Below are 20,581 nucleotides of genomic sequence, written 5' to 3'. Positions count from 1 at the left end.
CCTGCGTTACGATGCAGGCGAGATGCGCCTTACAAACAGGCTGTGCAAGAACGCACAATTTTCGCATATAGTATCGAAAAGGATACTGTCATGCCGCCTCGTTTCCAGAAGCCGTTCAACTCACCGGCCTGCCCTGTGGAGGCCGCCCTGGGCCTGATCGGCGGCAAGTGGAAGGGAATCGTGCTCTACCATCTGCTCGGCGGCACGCTGCGCTTCAACGTCATCCGCCGCTACATTCCCGGCGTGACGCAGCGCATGCTGACCGCCCAGCTGCGCGAGCTGGAGGCGGATGGTCTCATCATCCGCGTCGTCTTCGCCGAGGTGCCGCCGCGCGTCGAATACAGCCTGTCGGCCAAGGGCCGGACGCTGGAGCCGGTCATCATGGCGCTCAGGGCCTGGGGCGAGGAGCATGTGATGCCGTCGGATGATGCGGAGGCTGCGGCCTGAGGCTCAGCAGGCGGCCTGAGGCTCAATAGGGGAGACCGACATAGTTCTCCGCCAGCGCCGCCATGGCGTGGTCGGAGGAGACGAGATAGTCGAGTTCGGCGCGCTGCATGCGCTGGGCGAAGGCGCCGTTCTCCGGGAAATTGTGCATCAGCGAGGTCAGCCACCAGGAGAAGCGCTCGGCCTTCCAGATGCGCGCCAGCGCCTTGGCCGAATAGGCGTCGATGCCGGCGCTGGAGCGCTCGACGAAGAACTCGATCAGCGCCTGCGACAGGTAATGCACGTCGCTGGCGGCGAGGTTCAGCCCCTTGGCCCCGGTCGGTGGTACGATATGGGCCGCGTCGCCGGCCAGGAACAAGCGTCCGAACCGCATCGGCTCCGCCACGAAGGAGCGCAATGGCGCGATCGATTTCTCGATCGAAGGGCCCGTCACCAGCGCCTCCGCCGAGGCCGGGTCGAGCCGTCGGCGCAACTCGTCCCAGAAGCGCTCGTCCGACCAGTCCTCGACCCGCTGATCGAGCGCGCATTGCACGTAATAGCGGCTGCGTGTGGCCGAGCGCATCGAGCAGAGCGCGAAGCCGCGCTCTCCGCCGGCATAGATCAGTTCATGCGAAACCGGCGGCACATCGGCGAGGATGCCGAGCCAGCCGAACGGATAAATGCGCTCGAAGCTCGTGATCGCGCTCTCCGGCACGCTGGCGCGCGAGACGCCGTGATAGCCGTCGCACCCGGCGATGACATCGCAATCGAGGCGCTTGGCGACGCCGTTCTCGACATAGCTGACGAAGGGCCTGTCGCGGTCGAAATCATGCAGCGCGACGTTCTCGGCCTCGAAGACGGTCAGCCCGTTCTGGGCGGCGCGCTGGTCCATCAGATCGCGCGTCACCTCGGTCTGGCCGTAGACGGTGACATGCCCGCCCCCCGTCGCGCGGTCGAGCGCGATGCGGTGGCGCTGGCCGCCGAAGAGCAGGTCGAAGCCGTCATGCTTCAGCCCTTCCGCCTGGAGGCGCGCGCCTGCGCCGACCATGTTGATCAGCCCGACCGTGCCTTGCTCCAGCACCCCGGCGCGGATGCGGGCGAGCACATAGGCGCGGTCCCTGCGCTCGAGGATAACGCTGTCGATGCCGGCCAGATGCAGCAATTGGCCGAGCAGCAGCCCGGCCGGGCCCGAACCGATGATGGCGACCTGTGTGTGCAAGCCAGCGTCTCCCCATGGCGCCGCCCGGCGCGAGCGCCCTCTGGAGCGAGGCGCATTGCGAATGGCCGGCGGCGCGGCGACATATAAGTTGCCATAGCAACTAACTTCTGGGAAGAGCCCCCTCCAGGCCGTGTATAGCGGCGGGCTGGGTCAGCCGATCGGGATGACGTCGACAGCGACGCCGACCTTTTGCGAGCCGGGGCCGATCAGCACGCCGTCGAGCGGCGAGACATCGGCATAGTCACGGCCGAAAGCGGTGACGATATGGTCGTCGGCGACGATCAGGTCATTGGTCGGGTCGAGCCCGATCCAGCCGGTCTCCGGCCCGCACCAGAGCATGACCCAGGCATGGCTCGCATCCGAGCCCTCGAGACGCTTCTGGCCCGGCGGCGGGATCGTGCGGATATAGCCGCTGACATAGGCGGCGGGCAGGCCGAGCCCGCGCAGGCCGGCGATCATGATATGCGCAAAATCCTGGCAGACGCCGTGGCGCTGGCTGAAGGCCTCGGCCAGCGGCGTCGTAACCTCGGTTGCATCAGGGTCGTAGGTGAAGTCGGCACGGATGCGCGCCATCAGCTCGCAAGCCGCCTCCAGCACCGGCCGCAGCGGCGAAAAGCTCCTGCGGGCATAGTCGACGACCTCGCTGACCGCAGGCACCAGCCGGCTCGGATAGAGGTGATGCGTCGGGGAATCGGGCTCCAGACTCGTCGAGGCCAGGGCCAGCGCGCCGACCTCCTCCCAATGCCGGGTCAGGCCCGGAAAGGGCGGTGCGGGCCGGTTGACCTCGACGCGGGCGCGCATCTCGACCTTCAATTCGCGATGCGCCTTGGAGATCGTCAGCGTCGTCATGTGGTTGCCGAAGAAGCAGATCCCGTCGATGCGCTCGGCCGGGCGCGGCGTCACGACGAGCTCGCTCTTCCTCACCGTCTGGCCGCCATCGTCGCGCGGCAGCAAACGCAGGATGCAGCGAGCGAAAGGCACCGGACGGCTATAGCCGTAGGTGGTCAGGTGACGAACGTCGTAGATCACGCGATGCCTGTCAGCCTCGAGCCTTCCGGCCCGCTGTTCTGGAGGAAGTAGCGGTCGGCGATCGCACTCGACAGCCCCATCAGCAATTGCTCGAACAGCAGGATGCTGGTGCGGTCGAGCCGGCTAGCCTCCGATGTCCGGCATTCGGCCGCGAGCTTCAGCACGAGTCGGCGCGGCGCTTCCAGCATGCCGTCCTCCATCAGCGACGGAAGATGCGCGATCTCGATGTCGAGACGATCGACCTGGAAGGCGACGGAGCGGGGATTATAGGGGTCGAGCATGACCAGATCGAGCACCGGCTGCAGGCTCGCGCCGAGCATGTAGCGCGAGCGGTAGGTGATCTGCGAATCGGTCAGGTCGAGCAGGGCGTCGAGGCCGTCGCTCTGGGCCGTCGTCTCGGCGAAATGGCGGGCGAAGCGGCAGGTTGCGATGCCGCGCTCCAGGCGCCGGCCGATGTCGAGAAAGCGCCAGCCCGCGCCGCGCACCATGTTCTCCTGGCTCAGGCCGGAGAAGGCGGCGAGCGTCTTCAAGGCGCGATCGGCAACCTCGTAGACTTCGCCCTCGCTGGGCTGCCGTCCGGGCTCAAGCGTCAATTGACGCTGCAAATCGCCGAACAACCGCCAGGCGTCGATCGAAAGCCGCTCGCGGATGACTGAGGCGGTGCGCCGCGCCTCGCCGACATTGGCGCGGGCCGAGCCGTATTCGGCTGCGTCGTAGAGCGCGGAGGTTGCCTGTGCCAGAACCGGCGAGCCCTTGGCAGCAGCGAGATTGCGGGCTGCCGAGCCCTTTGCCGTGGCGGCTTTGGCCGCAGGCGCCGCGCCCCAGGCGACCAGGAGATTGGCGAGGCGGCGCACCGTGTCGGGCCGGGCGGGATTAGTCGTGTCGGCGTCGATCAGGCGGCCGAGCAAGGCGCGCACGAGCCGGAGCGTCGCCTCCGTCCGCTCGAGATAGCGCCCGAGCCAGAACAGATTGTCGGCGGCGCGGCTCGGCAAGGTTCCGACGACGCGGCGGATCGCAATGCGGTCGCCGGTGGGCAACAGGCTGACCTGCTCGACCGGCGTATCCGAGGTGACCCAGACATCGCTGGAGCGCACGCCGCTGCGCATGCTGACGGCGCGGGCATCGGGCTCGTCGGAGATGCGGCAGAAGCCGCCGGGCATGACCTTCCAGCCATCGGGCGTGGCGGCGGCGAAGACGCGCAAGGTGACAGGGTGCGGCTGCAAACGGCCGTTCTGGAAGACAGGCATGGTCGAGAGCCGCACCACCTCCTGGCCGACATAATCCATCCCGCGCGCCTCGATCCGCGCCCGCAAGGCGGCGCGCTCGGCCGCCGGCAGTTCTCCCGCCAGGATCGGATCGCTGTCGAGACCGCTCCCGGCGGAGCGGAAGGCCGGCGCGATGCTCATCTCGTCCAGCCGGTCGAGCACGGCGGCGCGCTCGCGCGGCTGGCCGCACCACCAGGTCGCGACATTGGGCAGAATCATCTCCTCGCCGAGAAGCTGCTTGCCCAATTTGGGCAGGAAGCCCATCAGCGCGCGCGCCTCGACGACGCCGGAACCGAGCCCGTTGGCGACATGGACATGGCCCTGGCGTACCGCCTGCACGAGCCCGGCCACGCCCAGCGCCGAGCGTGCATTCAGTTCGAGCGGGTCGGAGAAATCGCCGTCGATGCGCCGCCAGATCACATCGGCGCGCTTGGGGCCGGCGATGGTGCGGACATGGATGCGGCCGTCGCGCATCATCAGGTCGCCACCCTCGACGAGCAGGAAACCGAGATAGCGCGCGAGATAGGCCTGCTCGAAATAACTCTCGTTCAGCGGCCCGGGCGTCAGCAGGCAGATGCGCGGCTCGACGCGCCTGGACTTGGCGACGAGCCCGGCGCGGAAGCCCTGGAAGAAGGTGGCGAGCCGCTCGATGTTCATCGTCCGGAACAGATCGGGAAAGGCGCGCGCCAGCGCCAGCCGGTTCTCCAGCGCGTAGCCGGCGCCCGAGGGCGCCTGGGCACGGTCGCCCAGCACCCACCAGCGCCCATCCGGCCCGCGGCCGAGATCGGCGGCGTAGAGCTGCAGGGAGCCACCATCCGGTGCGCCATGGAGCGGGCGCAGATAGTCCGGGCTCCCCGTGACGACCGCCGCAGGCAGCAGCCCCTTCGCGACCATCTCGCCGGGGCCGTAGATGTCGTCGAGCAATGAGGCCAGCAATTGCGCGCGCTGCGCGACGCCGGCCGCGATGGTCTGCCATTCCGCGCCCGTCATCACCAGCGGCACATGGCTCAACGGCCACGCGCGCTCGCCGGCCTGCGGATCGCGCTCGTCGATATCGCCATGGACGCGGTAGGAGACGCCGGTGTCGTGGACATGGCGGTCGGCGAGGCCGAAGCGCTGGTTGAGCTCGTCCTGCGAGAGCGCGCTCCATTCCGTCAGGAACGGCTCCCAATGCGGGCGGATGCTGCCATCCTGCGCCATGAACTCGTCATAGGCGCCCGCCAGCGGGCGATAACCGGCCAGCAGAGCGTTGCGCCGCTCCGCTTTCACGCGCGTCGACGGTGATCGGCCCTGCAACGCCATCGTTTGCGTCTACACTCCTCTAGAGACGGAGCATGATGTGGTCCGAAAACCGGTTTCCACTTTTCGGCATCATGCTCCAGAGCGTCGCAAATCCAGGGTGAGCGGGAATTCGACGCTGCGCTCTTCCGGCGGAATCGCCAGCGCGCCAGGACTATGCCCGATCGCTTCGAAACGCGCGAGCCGGCGCGCCTCCGCTTCGTAGGAATTCACGGGAGGAGTTTCATAATTGCGCCCTCCGGGATGGGCGACATGGTAGACGCAACCTCCGAGCGAGCGCCCGACCCAGGTGTCGACGATGTCGAAGGTCAGCGGGGCATGCACCGGAATCGTCGGATGCAGGCCCGAGCTCGGCTGCCAGGCCTTGAAGCGCACGGCGGCAATCGCCTCACCGGCGCTCCCGCTCGGCGTCATCGGCATGCGGCGGCCATTGCAGGTGATGAGATGGCGGCCGGGCACGAGCCCCTTGACCTTGACCTGCAGCCGCTCCACCGAGCTGTCGACATAGCGCACCGTGCCGCCGATCGCGCCCTCCTCGCCCATGACATGCCAGGGTTCGAGCGCCTGGCGCAGTTCGAGCTCGACCCCGCCATGCTCGACCTTGCCGTAGAACGGGAAGCGGAACTCGGCCTGCGCCTCGAACCAGACCGGATCGAAGGCGTAGCCGGCGCGGCCAAGATCGGCGAGCACGTCCTTGAAATCCTGCCAGACCAGTTCGGGCAGCATGAAGCGGTCATGCAGCGTCGTGCCCCAGCGCACCAGGCTGCCGCTCTGCGGCTCGCGCCAGAACCAGGCGACCAGCGCCCGGATCAGCAGTTGCTGCGCCAGAGACATGCGCGCATCGGGCGGCATCTCGAAGGAACGGAACTCGATCAGCCCGAGACGGCCGGTCGGCCCGTCCGGCGAATAGAGCTTGTCGATGCAGATCTCGGTGCGGTGGGTGTTGCCGGAGACGTCGACCAGGAGGTTGCGGAACAGCCGGTCGACCAGCCAGAGCGGAATGCTCGGCGCGCCCGGTCCCGGCACTTGCGCCAGTGCGATCTCCAGCTCGTAGAGCTGGTCGAAACGCGCCTCGTCGATGCGCGGCGCCTGGCTCGTTGGGCCGATGAAGAGCCCCGAGAACAGGAAGGACAGGGACGGGTGCCTGTTCCAGTACAGGATGATGCTCTTGAGCAGATCCGGCCGGCGCAGGAACGGGCTATCGGGCGGCGTCGAGCCGCCGAGCACGACATGATTGCCGCCGCCGGTGCCGGTATGGCGGCCATCGACCATGAACTTCTCGGCGCAGAGCCGCGACTGCCGCGCCTCCTCATAGACGCCGCGCGTGATGTCCACCGCCTCGCGCCAGCTCTTGGCCGGGTGGATGTTGACCTCGATCACGCCGGGGTCGGGCGTGACCTTGATGACGTTGAGGCGCGGATCGTTGGGCGGCGAATAGCCCTCGATATGGACGGGCAGGTTCAGCTCCCGCGCCACCGCCTCGACGCTGGCGATCAGCTCCAGATAATCCTCCAGCTTCTCGACCGGCGGCAGGAAGACGCACAGGATGTTGTCGCGGACCTCGAGGCTCAGCGCCGTGCGGACATGCTCGCCGCCGATCTCCTGCTCGGTGCGATCCTGCGCGCTGCCTTCGCCCTGTGTCTCGACCGAGCGCGACATCTGGTGATGCGCCGGCGGTGCGGCGACCGGAGGCGCGGCTTGCGCGCCGTTCACAGTTGCAGGCGCCGTCCCACCGCCGCCCAGGCTGGCGGCCGGCGGCAGGGTTCCGCGCGGCTCCATCGGATCCTGCGGATGGATATGGGGAAACTCGTCCTTCGGCACGACCGGCAGTGAGCCCAGCGGCAGGCGGTAGCCCACGGGCGAGTCGCCGGGCACCAGGAACAGCTTGCCGCGCCGGAGCTTCCATTTCTCCGAGCGCCAGCGCCGGTCGCCGGCCTGGGACTGCCAGCGCTGCACCGGAATGACGTAGCCGCGCGGTTTGCCCAGTCCGAGCTGGAAGACCTGCGCCATGCGTGCGCGCTCTTCCGGGTCGGCAAGGCGCGGGTCGAGCGGGTCGACATTGTCGGGAAGCTGCGCCTCCTTCAGCAGCCAGTGGCCGGTGTCCTCATAGGCCGGCAGCACATAATCGGCGCCCAGCCCGAGTTTCTCCGAGAGGCCGGCCGCCAGCGCCTCGGCGTCGCGGATCGAGGCGGCGGCCTCCAATTCGCGGTCGCCGCCGGTCGGCGCGCCAGGCTCGCGTGCGATCAGCGCGGCGTCGCGCCAGATCGGCTCGCCGTCAGTGCGCCAATAGAGCGCGAAGGCCCAGCGCGGCAGGCTCTCGCCCGGATACCATTTGCCCTGGCCGTAATGCAGCATGCCGCCCGGCGCGAAGCGCTCGCGCAGGCGGCGGATCATCACATCGGCGCGCTGGCGCTTGGTCGGGCCGACGGCGGCGATATTCCATTCCTCGCCGGTCTGGTCGTCGATCGAGACGAAGGTCGGCTCGCCGCCCATGGTCAGGCGGACGTCGCCGGCCTTGAGATCGGCCTCGACCTTTTCGCCGAGTGCGTCGAGCTCGCCCCAGGATGTGTCCGAGAAGGGCAGGGTGATGCGCGGTACCTCATGCACGCGCGCTACGCTCATCGAGAAATCGAAGGTCGTCTCGGCGAAGCTCGCGACACCCGAGACCGGCGCGGCCGAGCGGTAATGCGGCGTCGCCGCCAGCGGCAGATGCCCTTCGCCGGTGAGCAGGCCCGAGGTCGGGTCGAGCCCGATCCAGCCGGCGCCGGGGATGTAGATCTCCGCCCAGGCGTGGAGGTCGGTAAAATCCTTGTCGGTGCCGCGCGGGCCTTCCAGCGGGTCGATATCCGCCTTCATCTGGATCAGGTAGCCGGAGACGAAGCGCGCCGCGAAGCCGAGATGGCGCATGATCTGGACGAGCAGCCAGCTCGTATCGCGGCAGGAGCCGGATTTGATGTCGAGCGTGTGCTCGGGCTCCTGGACGCCGGGCTCCATGCGGATGCCATAGGCGATGCCCTGCGCCAGGCGGGCGTTGAGATCGACGATGAAGTTGACGGTGTTGGTCGGCTCGCGCGGGATCGTCGCGAGATAGGCCGCCAGCAGCGGGCCTGCCGGCTCGGTGACGAGATAGGGCGCAAGCTCCGCGCGCAATTCTTCCGGGTAGGCGAAGGGGAAGATCTCGGCGTCGGTCTCGACGAAGAAGTCGAACGGATTGATGATCGAGAGCTCGGTGACGAGGTCGACCTCGATGCGGAATTCCTTCACCGGCTCGGGAAAGACGAAGCGGGCCAGCCAGTTGCCGCTGGGATCCTGCTGCCAGTTCACGAAATGCTCGGCCGGCGTGACCTTCAGCGAATAGCTGTTGATCGCTGCCCGGCAGTGCGGTGCCGGCCTCAGGCGGATGATCTGCGGCCCCAGCGTGACCGGCCGGTCATAGCTGTAATGGGTGACGTGGTTCAGCGCGGCGATGATGGCCAAGGCTTGGCACCTGCTTGTCGTCGTCCGGCGGGGCGCCGGGCCATGACACGTTAGCGATGCCGGCAAAACCCGCAAAGGCGCAACTTGCGCAAGGGCACGCCGGCAATCGCGGCGACTGCGCAAGAATTAGGCAGTTCTCCACAACGCTTGCCTCTGGGCTCTTAGCGGCGCCGCTGGACATCACCGGGCAACTGGTTCCACATTGGACTGAACGGCCACCGAAAGGCCGGCGAAATCAAACGATGGGGATTTCCATGCGTCATGTTGCGAAATTGCTGACGGTGTCGGCCTTTACTGCGTTGATGGCGACCACCGCCATGGCCCAGACGCCGAAGGACACGGTCGTGATGGCCAAGCAGATCGACGATATCATCTCGCTCGATCCGGCCGAAGTGTTCGAATTTTCCGGCGGCGAGGTCGTCGGCAATGTCTACGACAAGCTGGTTCGGTTCGATCTGGCCGATCCCTCCAAGCTCTATGGCGACCTCGCCGAGGGCTGGACCATCAGCCCCGACAGCAAGACCTACACCTTCAAGCTCAAGCCCAACGTCAAGTTCCACTCGGGCAACCCGCTGACGGCCGCCGACGTGGTCTACTCCTTCCAGCGTGCTGTCGTGCTCAACAAGTCGCCGGGCTTCATCCTGACCCAATTCGGCCTGACCAAGGACAACGTCACCGAGATGGTGAAGGCGGTCGACGACAAGACCGTCACCATCACGGTCGACAAGCCCTATGCGCCGAGCTTCTTCCTGAACTGCCTGACCGCCAACGTCGCGGTGATCGTCGATTCCAAGCTGGTCAAGGCGAACGAGAAGGCCGGCGATTTCGGCTATGAATGGCTCAAGCAGAATTCGGCCGGCTCGGGCGCCTACAAGCTGCGCGCCTGGCGCGCCAACGAGCAATACACGCTCGAGGCCAATCCCGACTGGTTCATGGGCGCGCCGAAGGTGAAGCGCGTCGTCGTACGCCATGTCGCCGAGCCCGCCTCGCAGCGGCTGCTGCTGGAGAAGGGCGACGTGGACTACGCCCGTAACCTGTCGAAGGACCAGCTCGATTCGATCAAGAGCAACGCCGACATCGTCCAGCAGGTCGGCGACAAGGGCTACATCCTCTATCTCGGCCTCAACCAGAAGAACCCCAACCTCGCCAAGCCCGAGGTGCGTGAGGCGCTGAAATACCTGGTCGACTACGACTCGATCGAGCGCAACATCGTGGCCGGCACCTACAAGCCGCACCAGGCCTTCCTGCCCAAGGGCTTCCTCGGCGCCATCGACGACCGGCCCTACAAGTTCGACCCGGCCAAGGCCAAGGAGCTGCTCGCCAAGGCCGGCCTGCCGAACGGCTTCTCCGTCACCATGGACACCCGCTCGGTCAACCCGATCACCGACATCGCCCAGGCGATCCAGGCGAACTGGGGCCAGGCCGGCATCAAGCTCGAACTGATCCCCGGCGACGGCAAGCAGACGCTGACCAAATATCGTGCACGCACGCACGACATCTATATCGGCCAGTGGGGGCCGGACTATCAGGACCCGCACACCAACGCCGAGACCTTCGCCATCAACGAGAACAATGCCGAGGATGCCCGCTCCAAGACGCTCGCCTGGCGCAACGCCTGGGACATCCCGGAGATGAGCAAGAAGACCGGCGCGCTGGTCTTCGAGACCGACAGCGACAAGCGCAAGACCGGCTATGAGGGGATGGAGCGCGAGCACCAGAAGGTCTCGCCCTTCGTCATCATGTTCCAGCAGGTCGAGGTCGCCGCCCACCGCAAGAATGTCGATGGGCTGATCCTGGGGCCGGGCTCGGCCAGCAACCTCTACTCGACGCTCAGCAAGAACTGAGATCGGACCTCCGATCGAACCGCCGCGGCTCAAAAGGCCGCGGCGGGGTTCTTGCTTGGGTTTAGGCCAAGCCTTGAGGTTACAAGCCTTGGGTCTAGGCCAAGCAGGGTGACATACACGCGAGCAACAAGAAGCGGTCGGTCGATATGGCGGCAAGCATGACAGGGCGATCCATCCGCTGGGGCAAGGTCGCCTGGCGCGAGTTGTCGACCGTGGCGATCACGATCTTCGGCCTGCTGCTGGTGACCTTCGTCATCGCCCGCGTGATCCCGATCGACCCGGTGCTGGCTGTCGTCGGCGACAATGCAAAGGCTGATGTCTACGACGCCGCGCGCGCCGCGCTCGGCCTCGACAAGCCGCTCTGGCAGCAATTCGCCGTCTATGTCGGCAAGGTCTTCAGCGGCGATCTCGGCAAGTCGGTGCTGACCTCGAATCTCGTCGTCGACGACATCAAGCGCGTCTTCCCCGCCACGCTCGAACTCGCCACGCTGGGCACGCTGATCGGCGTGGCGCTCGGCATTCCGCTGGGTGTGCTCGCGGCAGTCTATCAGGGCCGCTGGCCCGATCAGATCGCGCGCGTCGTCGGGCTGTTCGGCTATTCCATCCCGGTCTTCTGGATCGGCCTGATGGGGCTCCTGCTGTTCTACGCCAAGCTCGGCTGGGTCGGCGGACCCGGCCGCATCGGCGTCGCCTATCAGGATTTCGTCACGCCGATGACGGGTGTGCTGATGATCGACGCGGCGATCCAGGGCGAATGGGAGGCGTTCTGGGATGCCTGGTCGCATCTCATCCTGCCTTCGGCGGTGCTTGGCCTGTTCAGCCTGGCCTATATCAGCCGCATGGCGCGCAGCTTCATGATCACCGAGCTGCAGCAGCAATATGTCATCGCCGCCCGGGTGAAGGGCATGTCGGAATTCCGGGTGATCTGGCGCCATGCACTGCGCAACGCCTTCGTGCCGCTGATCACCGTGATCGCGCTCTCCTATGCGCATCTGCTCGAAGGCTCGGTGCTGACCGAGACCATCTTCGCCTGGCCGGGGCTCGGCCGCTACATCACCAATTCCCTGCTGAACGCCGACATGAACGCCGTGCTCGGCGGCACATTGGTGGTCGGTGCGGTCTTCATCGGCGTCAACCTGCTGTCCGACATCCTCGGCCGGCTGGTCGATCCCAGGACGCGGTGAGGGCGAGCCATGACGACCTGGACCGACTATCTCACCACCGATTCCCCGACCTCCCGCCGCCAGGCCAGGCTCGGCCAGCTCTACCGGCAATGGCTCGCCTTCAAGCGCAACCCGCTCGCGGTGGCCGGCCTGGTCATCGTCGTGGCCCTGCTGCTGATCGCCGCCTTCGCGCCGCTGATCGCGCCGCATAACCCGCTCGCGCAAAATCTCGACAAGCGCCTGCTGCCGCCCTCGGCCGTCAATTTTTTCGGTACGGATTCGCTCGGCCGCGACATCTTCAGCCGCATCGTCTACGGCGCGCGCGTCACGCTGGTGATCGTGCTTCTGGTCGTCATCACGGTCGGGCCGGTCGGCCTCTTGATCGGCGCGACCTCGGGCTATCTCGGCGGCTGGGTCGACCGCCTGCTGATGCGCATCACTGACGTCTTCCTGGCGTTTCCGCGCCTCGTGCTGGCGCTCGCCTTCGTCGCCGCGCTCGGGCCGGGACTGGAGAACGCCGTCATCGCTATCGCGATCACGGCCTGGCCGCCCTATGCCCGCGTCGCCCGCGCCGAGACGCTGATCATTCGCCAGCAGGATTATATCGCCGCCGTGCGCCTGCAGGGTGCCTCGCAATGGCGCATCGTCTGGAAGCATGTCGTGCCGCTCTGCCTGCCCTCGCTGATCGTGCGCACCACGCTCGACATGGCCGGTATCATCCTGACCGCGGCGGGCCTCGGCTTCCTCGGATTGGGCGCGCAGCCGCCGATCCCGGAATGGGGCGCCATGATCTCGGCTGGCCGCGAGCAGATCTTCGACCAATGGTGGGTCGCGACCTTCCCGGGCCTTGCCATCTGCGTCGTCGCGCTCGGCTTCAACCTGCTCGGCGACGGCCTGCGCGACGTCATGGATCAGAGGTGAGATGATGCGCGCCTTGACCACGCCCACCGAACAGCCGCTGCTCGAACTCGACAATCTCCGGGTCAATTTCCACACGCCGACCGGGATCGTGCGCGCCGTGCGTGGGCTCTCCTTCACGCTCGGCCGCGAGCGGCTCGGCATCGTCGGCGAATCCGGCTCCGGCAAGTCGATGACCGGGCGCGCCATTCTCGACCTCATCCCCTATCCCGGCGAGGTCCTGGCCGACCGCTTGGTCTATCGCGGCCAGGACCTGCTCACCATGGACAAGCGCACGCGGCGCAAGCTGCGCGGCCGTCATATCTCGATGGTGATGCAGGATCCGAAATTCTCGCTCAATCCGGTCCAGACCGTCGGCGAGCAGATCGCCGAGGCCTATCGCGTCCACCACAAGGCGAGCGCGCGTGAGGCCAGGGAGCGCAGCCTTGCCATGCTGGAGGCCGTGCAGATCCGCGAGCCGGGACGGGTCTATGAGCTCTATCCGCACGAGGTCTCGGGCGGCATGGGCCAGCGCGTGATGATTGCGATGATGCTGATCGCCGAGCCCGACATCCTGATCGCCGACGAACCGACCTCGGCGCTCGACGTCACCGTCCAGCTCCAGATCCTCAAGATCCTCGACGATCTCGTGACCGAGCGCGGCATGGGGCTGATCTTCATCAGCCATGATCTGCATCTGGTGCAGTCCTTCTGCGACCGCGTCATCGTGATGTATGGTGGCAAGGCGATGGAGACGCTGCCGGCCGCCGAACTCGCCGACGAAGCCGCAAGGTCGCAGCGCCATCCCTATACGCTCGGCCTGCTCGGCTGCCTGCCGGACCTCGACCATCCCAAGGCAAAGCTCGCAACCCTCACCCGCGACCCGGCATGGCTGGCATGACCACACAACCCGCCATTGTCCTCGACAAGCTCAACGTCTCCTTCGGCGACGCCCATGTCGTGAAGGACCTCAGCTTCACCGTCCAGCCCGGTGAGAGCTACGGCATCGTCGGCGAATCCGGCTCCGGCAAATCGACCGTGCTGCGCGTTCTCGCCGGCCTGAACCGCGATTGGAGCGGCGAGATCGCCATCCTCGGCAAGGCGCAGCCGAAGATCCGCGACAAGGCCTTCCACCGCCAGGTCCAGATGGTCTTCCAGGATCCTTACGGCTCGCTGCACCCCAAGAAGACGGTCGACGATGCGCTGGCCGAGCCGCTGACCATTCACGGCATCCGTGACGCCGAGGCCAGGATCGGCCGCGCCATGGCCGATGTCGGCCTGCCGCCCTCCTTCCGCTTCCGCTATCCGCACCAGCTTTCCGGCGGGCAGCGCCAGCGTGTCGCGATCGCGCGCGCGCTCGTGCTGGAGCCGACGATCCTGCTGCTCGACGAGCCGACCTCGGCGCTCGACGTCTCGATCCAGGCCGAGGTTTTGAACCTGCTCCAGGCGCTGCGGCAGGAGCGCAAGCTCACCTATATCCTGGTCAGCCACGACCTCGCCGTCGTCGCCCATATGTGCGAGCGCCTGCTCGTCATGCAGTTCGGCCGGGGCGTCGAGGAGATGACGGCTGGGACGCTCGCCGCGCGCGCGCCCCAGACCGCCTATGCCCAGCAGCTCCTCACCGCCAGCGAAGGCTTCAAGCGCCAGGCCGCGGCCCTGCCGGCCTGAGGACTCCAGCGGTTCGGGCGGGGCGGCTGCGCGCTGATCGCGTTTGGCAAAGCGACGCCGACGCCGCATTCTTGTCGCAACCATCATGCTCTAAGCTATCAGCGGAGCCGGATCACAGGCCAAGACGGAGTCGACCCCTATGGATGCCATTGCCGATCGCGCGCTGCGGCCCGAAGCCGCGCCCGAGCGCACCCCGGTGCCGCCCTTCGATCTGGTGATCTTCGGAGCCGGCGGCGATCTCGCTTTGCGCAAGCTCTTTCCCGCGCTGGCGCAGCGCAATCGGGAGGGCGTGCTGCCGGAAGAGAGCCGTATCCTCGCCATCGTCCGCAAGCCGGAGGACCTCGAGGGGCTGCCCAAGCAGGTCGCCAATCGCCTCAATGAGGAAGGCCTCGCAGCCGAGCAGGTCGCGGCCTTCCTGCGCCGTCTGACGGTGGTCCAGGCCGATGCGCTCAAGCCCGAGACCTTCGGCGCGCTGAAGACGGCGCTCGGCGATACCGATCGCGTGCGCTCCTTCTATCTCTCGACGCCGCCGGAACTCTTCATCCCGATCTGCCAGAACCTCGCCAAGGCCGATATCCTCACCCCGACCTCGCGCGTCATCCTGGAGAAGCCGCTGGGGCACAATCTCGCCTCGGCCCGCGAGATCAACGACGCCGTGGCGGCGATCCTGCCGGAAAGCCGGACCTACCGGATCGACCATTACCTCGGCAAGGAGACGGTGCAGAACCTCCTGGTGCTGCGCTTCGCCAACACGCTGTTCGAGCGCTCCTGGTCGAGCCGCGACATCGACAACGTCCAGATCACGGTGGCCGAGACCGTCGGGCTCGAAAGCCGTGCCGGCTATTACGACAAGGCCGGGCATATGCGCGACATGGTCCAGAACCATCTCATGCAGCTGCTCACCCTCTTCGCCATCGAGCCGCCCAACATGCTGGAGGCCGGTGCGGTCCGCGACGAGAAGATCAAGGTGCTGAAGGCGCTACGCCCGATCGTCGGCCCCGATGTCCAGCGCTACACCGTGCGCGGCCAGTACGGCCCGGGCCAGATGGATGGCCAGCGCGTGCGCGGCTATACCGATGAACTCGGCTACGCCAGCAACACCGAGACCTTCGTGGCGATCCGCTGCGAGATCGACAATTGGCGCTGGGCCGGCGTGCCGATCTATCTGCGCACGGGCAAGCGCATGGCGCAGCGCTATTCCGAGATTGCCGTCACCTTCAAGCCCGTGCCGCATTCCATCTTCGGCGGCGGCAGCTGCGACCGGCTCGATGCCAACCGGCTCGTCATCAGGCTTCAGCCCAATGACGGCGTGCAGCTTCAGCTGATGATGAAGGTGCCGGGCTCGGGCCGCCTCAAGGTCGTGCCGCGCCAGCTCGACCTGCGCTATTCCACCGCCTTCGACGAGCGCACGCCCGATGCCTATGAGCGCCTGCTGACCGATGTCATCCGCGGCGACCAGACCCTGTTCATGCATCGCGACGAGGTCGAGCAGGCCTGGGCCTGGGTCGATCCGATCATCGCCGGCTGGCAGGACTACAGCCTGCACCCGCATCGCTATACCGCCGGCTCCTGGGGCCCCTCGCAGGCGATCGGCCTGATCGAGCGCGAAGGCCGCTCCTGGGCCGATCCGGACCTGATCTGATGGTCACCTCCGGGCCATTGATCTGGCATCGTTTCGAGACGCTGGCCGACGCCTCCGAGGCGCTGGCCGAGGCGGTCGCGGTGAGGCTGCGCGCCGTCCTTGTCACACGAGGTTCCGCACTCCTGGCCGTGCCGGGCGGCACCACGCCGGCGCGTTTCCTGGCCGCGCTCGGCGCACATGATCTCGCCTGGGACAAGGTCACGCTGCTGCCGACCGATGAGCGCTTCGTTTCAGCCGACGATCCCGCCTCGAACGAGCGCATGATCCGCCAGGCCTTCGCGCCGCTGGGTGAGGGCAGGGCGCGCTTCCTTTCCTTTCATCGCGCCGCCGCCGATCTCGACGCCGCTGCGGGCGCGGTCTCAGCCGAGCTTGCAGGCCTGCCGGCGCTCGATATCCTGGTCAGCGGCATGGGGGCGGACGGCCATGTTGCCTCGCTCTTTCCAGGCGAGCCGGCGGCCGCGATGACCGGGCGCGGTCTCCATGCGGTCCCGGCCCATCCCGCCGGCCTGCCGGCGCGTATCTCGCTCTCGCCGGCGCGACTCACTGGCGCCGCCTGGGCGTCGCTTCTCGTCTCCGGTGCGGAGAAGGCAGAGGTCCTGACCACGGCGCAGGCTTTGCCCGGCGCTTATCCGGTCGGATTGCTGCTTGGCCGGCCGCAGGGGCTCGACGTCTACTGGGCGAAGGCTTAGAGCCCCCTAAGCGAGCCGGAGCTTCACGGAGTGTCACCCATGTCGAATGAACCCGAAATCGCGCGGCTCGCCGCCTGCGGCGTCGTGCCGGTCGTGGTGATCGAGGACGTGCATCTCGCCGTGCCATTGGCGCGCGCGCTGCTGGCGGGCGGCATCGACGTGATCGAGGTCACCTTGCGCCGCCCCGCCGCTCTGGCTGCGCTGGAGACGATCGCGCGCGAGGTGCCCGAAATCCTGAGCGTCGCCGGCACGGTGGTGACGCCCGCCCAGGTCACCGACGTCAAGGAGGCCGGCGCCCAGGCCGTGGTCAGCCCCGGCTTCAGCGAAGCGGTGGACGACGCCATGCGCGCCGCCGGCCTGCCCTGGCTGCCTGGTGTCGCAACCGCGTCTGACTGCATGCGCGCGGTTGCAGCCGGGCGGTTGACCTGCAAGTTCTTTCCGGCCGAGCAGGCCGGCGGCACCTCGGTGCTCAAGGCGCTGTCGGGGCCGTTCCCGCAGATGAAATTCTGCCCGACCGGCGGTGTCGGCCTCAACAACCTCGCCGATTATCTGGCGCTGAAGCAGGTCATCTGCGTTGGCGGCTCCTGGCTCGTGCCGGCGGACGCGATCGCCAATCGCGACTGGGCGCGGGTGACGCAGCTCGCGAAAGAGGCGCGCGAGCGCGTCAAGGCGCTGCGGGGATAAAGCGTGTCATCCCGTGCGCGCTGCGGCACGAAGTGACGCTGCGCAGACACGGGACCGCATGACGAGAAGGCGCCTATCTGCGAGCGCTCCGGAAATAGGCGTCCCCTTGCTGAGGACGGTCCCGCATCTGCGCAGCAGCACTGCGTGCCGCGGCGCGTGCGGGATGACACCTCACACCAGCGTCTCCACCACCATCTCCGCGATCGCCAGCGAACTCGTCAGCCCCGGGCTCTCGATGCCAAGCAGGTTGACCAGATTGTTGACGCCATGGATCTGCGGCCCGTCGATGCGGAAATCCGGCATCGGTTCGCTCGCCGAGTGCAGCTTGGGCCGGATGCCGGCATAGTCGGCGACGAGCGCGCCGTCCGCCAGGCCCGGCCAATAGGTCCGGATCGCGGCATAGAATTTTTCGGCACGCACTGGGTCGACCACCAGATCCTGATCATCCGCGACCCATTCGACATCGGGCCCGAACTTGACCCGTCCGGCCATGTCGATCGTGGCGTGGATGCCGAGGCCCGCCGCCTCCGGCACCGGATAGACCAGATGCGAGAAGGGCTGCTTTCCCAGCAGCGAGAAATAATTGCCCTTGGCGAAGTGCTGGACCGGCACATGCTCGGCGGGAAAGCCTTCGAGCTTGCCAAGCAGGCGCGGCGCGCCGTGCCCGGCCGAATTGACGATGGTGCGGGCCGTATAGGTGGCGGGATCGTCGCCGCCGAAATCGACGCTGAAGCCTTCCGCCTCGCGTCGCCAGCCCAGGATCGGCGTGTTGAGCGCCAGCGAGCCGCCGGCGGCCTCGCATTCTCCGAGCAAGGACAGCATCAGGGCATGGCTGTCGACGACGCCGGTCTCGGGTGAGAGCAGGGCGATCTCGCAGGCGACCTCCGGCTCCAGCGCCCTGGCCTCGCTCGCATCGACCCAGCGCACGGTCTCGACGCCCGAGGCCTTGGCTCGCGCCAGGATCGTCTCCAGCGCCGGGCGCTGGCTGGCCGAGGTCGCGACGATCAGCTTGCCGCAGGCCTTGTGCGGCAGGCCGCGCTCCGCGAGATAGGCATACAGGCGCTTGCGGCCCTCGACGCAGACCTTGGCCTTCAGCGAACCCGGCGGATAATAGATCCCGGCATGGATGACCTCGCTGTTGCGTGCCGAGGTCTGGGTGCCGATGCCCTCAGTCGCCTCCGCGATCACGACCTCGCGGCCGGCGAGCGCAAGCGCCCGCGCGGTGGCGAGGCCGACGACGCCGGCCCCGATCACCAGGCAATCGATGTCGCTCATCGCAGACTCAGGTGGCCCGCTGCGGCATCGAGATTTCGATCAGGCTCGCCCAATAGGTGACGCCGACCGGGATCGCCGTGTCGTTGAACTCATAGGCGGGGTGGTGCAGGCCGGCGGAATCGCCGTTGCCGATATTGATGAAGGCGCCCGGGCGTTCCTCCAGCATGTAGGAGAAATCCTCAGACCCCATCGTCGGCGGCACTTCGGTGTCGATCGCATCCTTGCCGAAGACGTTCTTGGTCACGCTGGTGACGAAATCGGTCTGGCCGGCATGGTTGACGGTGACGGGATAGCCGAGATGGTATTCGAGGTCGTATTTCATGCCGAAGGCCTTCATCAGCCCATCGGTGATCTCGGTGACGCGCTTCTGCGCCAGTTCGCGCATCTCGCGCGTCAGTGTCCGGATCGACCCCTTGATCTCGACTGTCTGCGGGATGACGTTGAAGGCCTCGCCGGCATTCACCGCCGTCACCGAGACGACGACGGAGTCGAGCGGGTCGGCGTTGCGCGAGGAGATCGTCTGCAGCGCCGTCACCAACTGGCAGGCGGCGACGATCGGATCGTTGACGCGGTGCGGCGCAGCAGCGTGTCCGCCCTTGCCCTCGATCTTGATGTGGATGCGGTCGGCCGCGGCCATGGTCGGCCCCTTGCGGATCTCGAACTGCCCGATCGCCAGCCCCGGCTTGTTGTGCATGCCGTAGACTTCCTGGATGCCGAAGCGGTCCATCATGCCATCGTCGATCATCGCCTTGGCGCCGGCGCCGCCCTCTTCGGCAGGCTGGAAGATCAGCACGGCGGTGCCGTCGAAATCGCGGGTGGCGGCGAGGTATTTCGCGGCGCCGAGCAGCATGGCGGTGTGCCCGTCATGGCCGCAGGCGTGCATCTTGCCGGGCACGGTCGAGCGGTGCTCGAGATTGGTCTCCTCATGGATCGGCAGCGCGTCCATGTCGGCGCGCATCGCGATGACCTTGCCGGAGCCCTGGCCCTTGCCCTTGATCACGCCGACGACGCCGGTCTGGCCGACGCCGGTCACGACCTCGTCGGCGCCCCAGGCCTTGAGCTTTTCGGCGACGATGCCGGCGGTGCGGTGGACGTCGTATTGCAGTTCGGGATGCCGGTGGAAATCGCGACGGATCGCACTGATCTCGGGGGTGAGCGCGGCGATGAGTTCGGATTTCGGCATCATATCCTCGAAAGGGTTGCGGGGCGCTTCGCAGGAAACGGGTGGCCCAGGCGCGCAAGCTAGCGCGGCTCGCCTGCCCCGTCCAAGCCGTTTGCGGCATGAGGGGGCGGAGGTGGCGGCATGGTGAGTGCGCGAGCCGGATGCCAGCTCCTGCCGTAGTCCCGCCGCCCGGATGGTGAAGTCGAAATCCCGCTGACCCTAGCGGCATCATGGCTATTGCAAGGCCATCTGCGGAGCGTCGGAAATCCGCCCGAGCGATCTGCAAAGAAGAGCCTTGGCGGCTCAGCCATGATTTGGCCTTATCGATAGAATAGGTCCGCAATCACATGCTCTGCCAGACCAGGATTTGGTGGCTTGAGCCTTCCCATCATCCCCAATCGTACCTGGTAGATTATGCGTCGTTTGATCTTGGCTGTGTCTCTCACAGCTTGCATGCCTGTGGCCGCCTGGGCCAACCTTCCCGTCGAGAAAATTTCCTTCCAGCCGCAGGTCAAGGGGCTCGGCTGTCTGAAGCCCGAAACGCTGGCGATGCTCAGCGAACTCGTGGCCAAGATCGGCCCGATCCAGATCACCTCGACCTGTGGCGGTCGTCATGCCCGCCACTCCCAGCACTACAGCGGCAAGGCCGTGGATTTCAGGCCGCTCGCAACCTCGACGCGGGCCGCAGTCGCGGCCGCCAAGGCGCTGGAGAGCACCGGCGGAGTCGGCTCCTATCCGGGCGGACTCGTGCATGTCGATGTCGGTGCTCGCGAGGCCTCCTGGTACGGCCACAAGCGCGCAAGGCGCCAATACGCGCAACTGGCGCAGCGGCGGCGCTGAGGGTT

The 20,581-nt window shown here is 67.0% G+C and carries 16 protein-coding genes; 10 read left to right on the top strand and 6 right to left on the bottom strand.

The window, feature by feature from the left end; all coding sequences use genetic code 11:
• The first annotated feature begins 90 nt into the window (after positions 1-90).
• On the top strand, positions 91-447 hold the full coding sequence (locus ACSQ3P_RS08650) for a winged helix-turn-helix transcriptional regulator (protein ID WP_069690033.1): 357 nt from the start codon (positions 91-93) through the stop codon (positions 445-447).
• A gap of 22 nt (positions 448-469) precedes the next feature.
• Here ACSQ3P_RS08650 and pobA read toward each other — a convergent pair whose 3' ends face one another.
• From pobA to ACSQ3P_RS08630, 4 genes are all read right to left on the bottom strand, one after another.
• A complete protein-coding gene (gene pobA / locus ACSQ3P_RS08645) occupies positions 470-1,642 on the bottom strand; it encodes a 4-hydroxybenzoate 3-monooxygenase (protein ID WP_436165203.1) in 1,173 nt (390 codons plus the stop codon).
• 150 nt (positions 1,643-1,792) lie between these two features.
• On the bottom strand, positions 1,793-2,671 hold the full coding sequence (locus ACSQ3P_RS08640; RefSeq protein WP_436165202.1) for a transglutaminase family protein: 879 nt from the start codon (positions 2,669-2,671) through the stop codon (positions 1,793-1,795).
• The gene (locus tag ACSQ3P_RS08635; protein WP_436165201.1) at positions 2,668-5,238 is read right to left on the bottom strand and encodes a circularly permuted type 2 ATP-grasp protein; all 2,571 of its coding nucleotides are present in this window, start codon (positions 5,236-5,238) and stop codon (positions 2,668-2,670) included. The genes ACSQ3P_RS08640 and ACSQ3P_RS08635 overlap by 4 nt, the downstream gene beginning before the upstream one ends.
• Positions 5,239-5,307: 69 nt before the next feature.
• On the bottom strand, positions 5,308-8,712 hold the full coding sequence (locus tag ACSQ3P_RS08630; RefSeq protein ID WP_436165200.1) for a DUF2126 domain-containing protein: 3,405 nt from the start codon (positions 8,710-8,712) through the stop codon (positions 5,308-5,310).
• A 254-nt stretch (positions 8,713-8,966) separates the two neighbouring features.
• Between ACSQ3P_RS08630 and ACSQ3P_RS08625 the strand changes: the two genes are divergently transcribed.
• From ACSQ3P_RS08625 to eda, 8 genes are all read left to right on the top strand, one after another.
• Positions 8,967-10,556 carry an ABC transporter substrate-binding protein gene (locus ACSQ3P_RS08625; protein WP_436165199.1) on the top strand — a complete coding sequence of 530 codons (1,590 nt, stop codon included), beginning with the start codon at positions 8,967-8,969 and terminating at the stop codon, positions 10,554-10,556.
• 158 nt (positions 10,557-10,714) lie between these two features.
• A complete protein-coding gene (locus tag ACSQ3P_RS08620; protein WP_436165198.1) occupies positions 10,715-11,740 on the top strand; it encodes an ABC transporter permease in 1,026 nt (341 codons plus the stop codon).
• Between the two features lie 9 nt (positions 11,741-11,749).
• A complete protein-coding gene (nikC, locus tag ACSQ3P_RS08615) occupies positions 11,750-12,640 on the top strand; it encodes a nickel transporter permease (RefSeq protein ID WP_310160478.1) in 891 nt (296 codons plus the stop codon).
• A 13-nt stretch (positions 12,641-12,653) separates the two neighbouring features.
• Positions 12,654-13,517 (top strand): ABC transporter ATP-binding protein, encoded by an 864-nt coding sequence (locus tag ACSQ3P_RS08610; protein ID WP_436165197.1) that lies wholly within the window; start codon positions 12,654-12,656, stop codon positions 13,515-13,517.
• The gene (locus tag ACSQ3P_RS08605) at positions 13,514-14,284 is read left to right on the top strand and encodes an ABC transporter ATP-binding protein (protein WP_436165196.1); all 771 of its coding nucleotides are present in this window, start codon (positions 13,514-13,516) and stop codon (positions 14,282-14,284) included. The genes ACSQ3P_RS08610 and ACSQ3P_RS08605 overlap by 4 nt, the downstream gene beginning before the upstream one ends.
• Before the next feature lie 139 nt (positions 14,285-14,423).
• A complete protein-coding gene (gene zwf / locus ACSQ3P_RS08600) occupies positions 14,424-15,926 on the top strand; it encodes a glucose-6-phosphate dehydrogenase (protein ID WP_436165195.1) in 1,503 nt (500 codons plus the stop codon).
• On the top strand, positions 15,926-16,615 hold the full coding sequence (locus ACSQ3P_RS08595) for a 6-phosphogluconolactonase (protein ID WP_436165194.1): 690 nt from the start codon (positions 15,926-15,928) through the stop codon (positions 16,613-16,615). Before zwf ends, ACSQ3P_RS08595 begins: the two co-directional genes overlap by 1 nt.
• 39 nt (positions 16,616-16,654) lie before the next feature.
• Positions 16,655-17,299 (top strand): bifunctional 4-hydroxy-2-oxoglutarate aldolase/2-dehydro-3-deoxy-phosphogluconate aldolase, encoded by a 645-nt coding sequence (eda, locus tag ACSQ3P_RS08590; RefSeq protein WP_436165193.1) that lies wholly within the window; start codon positions 16,655-16,657, stop codon positions 17,297-17,299.
• A 171-nt stretch (positions 17,300-17,470) separates the two neighbouring features.
• On the opposite strand, the gene ACSQ3P_RS08585 is transcribed toward eda, so the two are convergent.
• Positions 17,471-18,574: an NAD(P)/FAD-dependent oxidoreductase gene (locus tag ACSQ3P_RS08585; RefSeq protein WP_436165192.1), complete on the bottom strand. Its 1,104-nt coding sequence runs from the start codon at positions 18,572-18,574 to the stop codon at positions 17,471-17,473.
• Positions 18,575-18,581: 7 nt separating this feature from the next.
• Positions 18,582-19,757: a M20 aminoacylase family protein gene (locus tag ACSQ3P_RS08580; RefSeq protein ID WP_436165191.1), complete on the bottom strand. Its 1,176-nt coding sequence runs from the start codon at positions 19,755-19,757 to the stop codon at positions 18,582-18,584.
• 432 nt (positions 19,758-20,189) lie between these two features.
• On the opposite strand from ACSQ3P_RS08580, the gene ACSQ3P_RS08575 reads away from it, so the two are divergent.
• Complete coding sequence (locus tag ACSQ3P_RS08575; RefSeq protein WP_436165190.1) at positions 20,190-20,576, top strand: DUF882 domain-containing protein; 387 nt, start codon at positions 20,190-20,192, stop codon at positions 20,574-20,576.
• Positions 20,577-20,581 lie beyond the last annotated feature (5 nt).

The sequence above is a fragment of the Allobosea sp. LjRoot9 genome (genome assembly GCF_964252745.1).
In the GTDB taxonomy this organism is placed as follows: domain Bacteria; phylum Pseudomonadota; class Alphaproteobacteria; order Rhizobiales; family Beijerinckiaceae; genus Allobosea.
Note: the sequence above shows the minus strand (reverse complement) of the source record. Positions and strands in the feature narration are given on the sequence as shown.

Excerpts from the sequence above, each read along its gene's own strand:
- ACSQ3P_RS08650 (WP_069690033.1), top strand. The coding sequence starts at position 91 with ATGCCGCCTCGTTTCCAGAAGCCGTTCAACTCACCGGCCTGCCCTGTG.
- ACSQ3P_RS08635 (WP_436165201.1), bottom strand. The coding sequence starts at position 5,238 with ATGGCGTTGCAGGGCCGATCACCGTCGACGCGCGTGAAAGCGGAGCGG.
- ACSQ3P_RS08625 (WP_436165199.1), top strand. The coding sequence starts at position 8,967 with ATGCGTCATGTTGCGAAATTGCTGACGGTGTCGGCCTTTACTGCGTTG.
- ACSQ3P_RS08620 (WP_436165198.1), top strand. The coding sequence starts at position 10,715 with ATGACAGGGCGATCCATCCGCTGGGGCAAGGTCGCCTGGCGCGAGTTG.
- nikC (WP_310160478.1), top strand. The coding sequence starts at position 11,750 with ATGACGACCTGGACCGACTATCTCACCACCGATTCCCCGACCTCCCGC.
- ACSQ3P_RS08605 (WP_436165196.1), top strand. The coding sequence starts at position 13,514 with ATGACCACACAACCCGCCATTGTCCTCGACAAGCTCAACGTCTCCTTC.
- zwf (WP_436165195.1), top strand. The coding sequence starts at position 14,424 with ATGGATGCCATTGCCGATCGCGCGCTGCGGCCCGAAGCCGCGCCCGAG.
- ACSQ3P_RS08595 (WP_436165194.1), top strand. The coding sequence starts at position 15,926 with ATGGTCACCTCCGGGCCATTGATCTGGCATCGTTTCGAGACGCTGGCC.
- eda (WP_436165193.1), top strand. The coding sequence starts at position 16,655 with ATGTCGAATGAACCCGAAATCGCGCGGCTCGCCGCCTGCGGCGTCGTG.
- ACSQ3P_RS08585 (WP_436165192.1), bottom strand. The coding sequence starts at position 18,574 with ATGAGCGACATCGATTGCCTGGTGATCGGGGCCGGCGTCGTCGGCCTC.
- ACSQ3P_RS08580 (WP_436165191.1), bottom strand. The coding sequence starts at position 19,757 with ATGCCGAAATCCGAACTCATCGCCGCGCTCACCCCCGAGATCAGTGCG.
- ACSQ3P_RS08575 (WP_436165190.1), top strand. The coding sequence starts at position 20,190 with ATGCCTGTGGCCGCCTGGGCCAACCTTCCCGTCGAGAAAATTTCCTTC.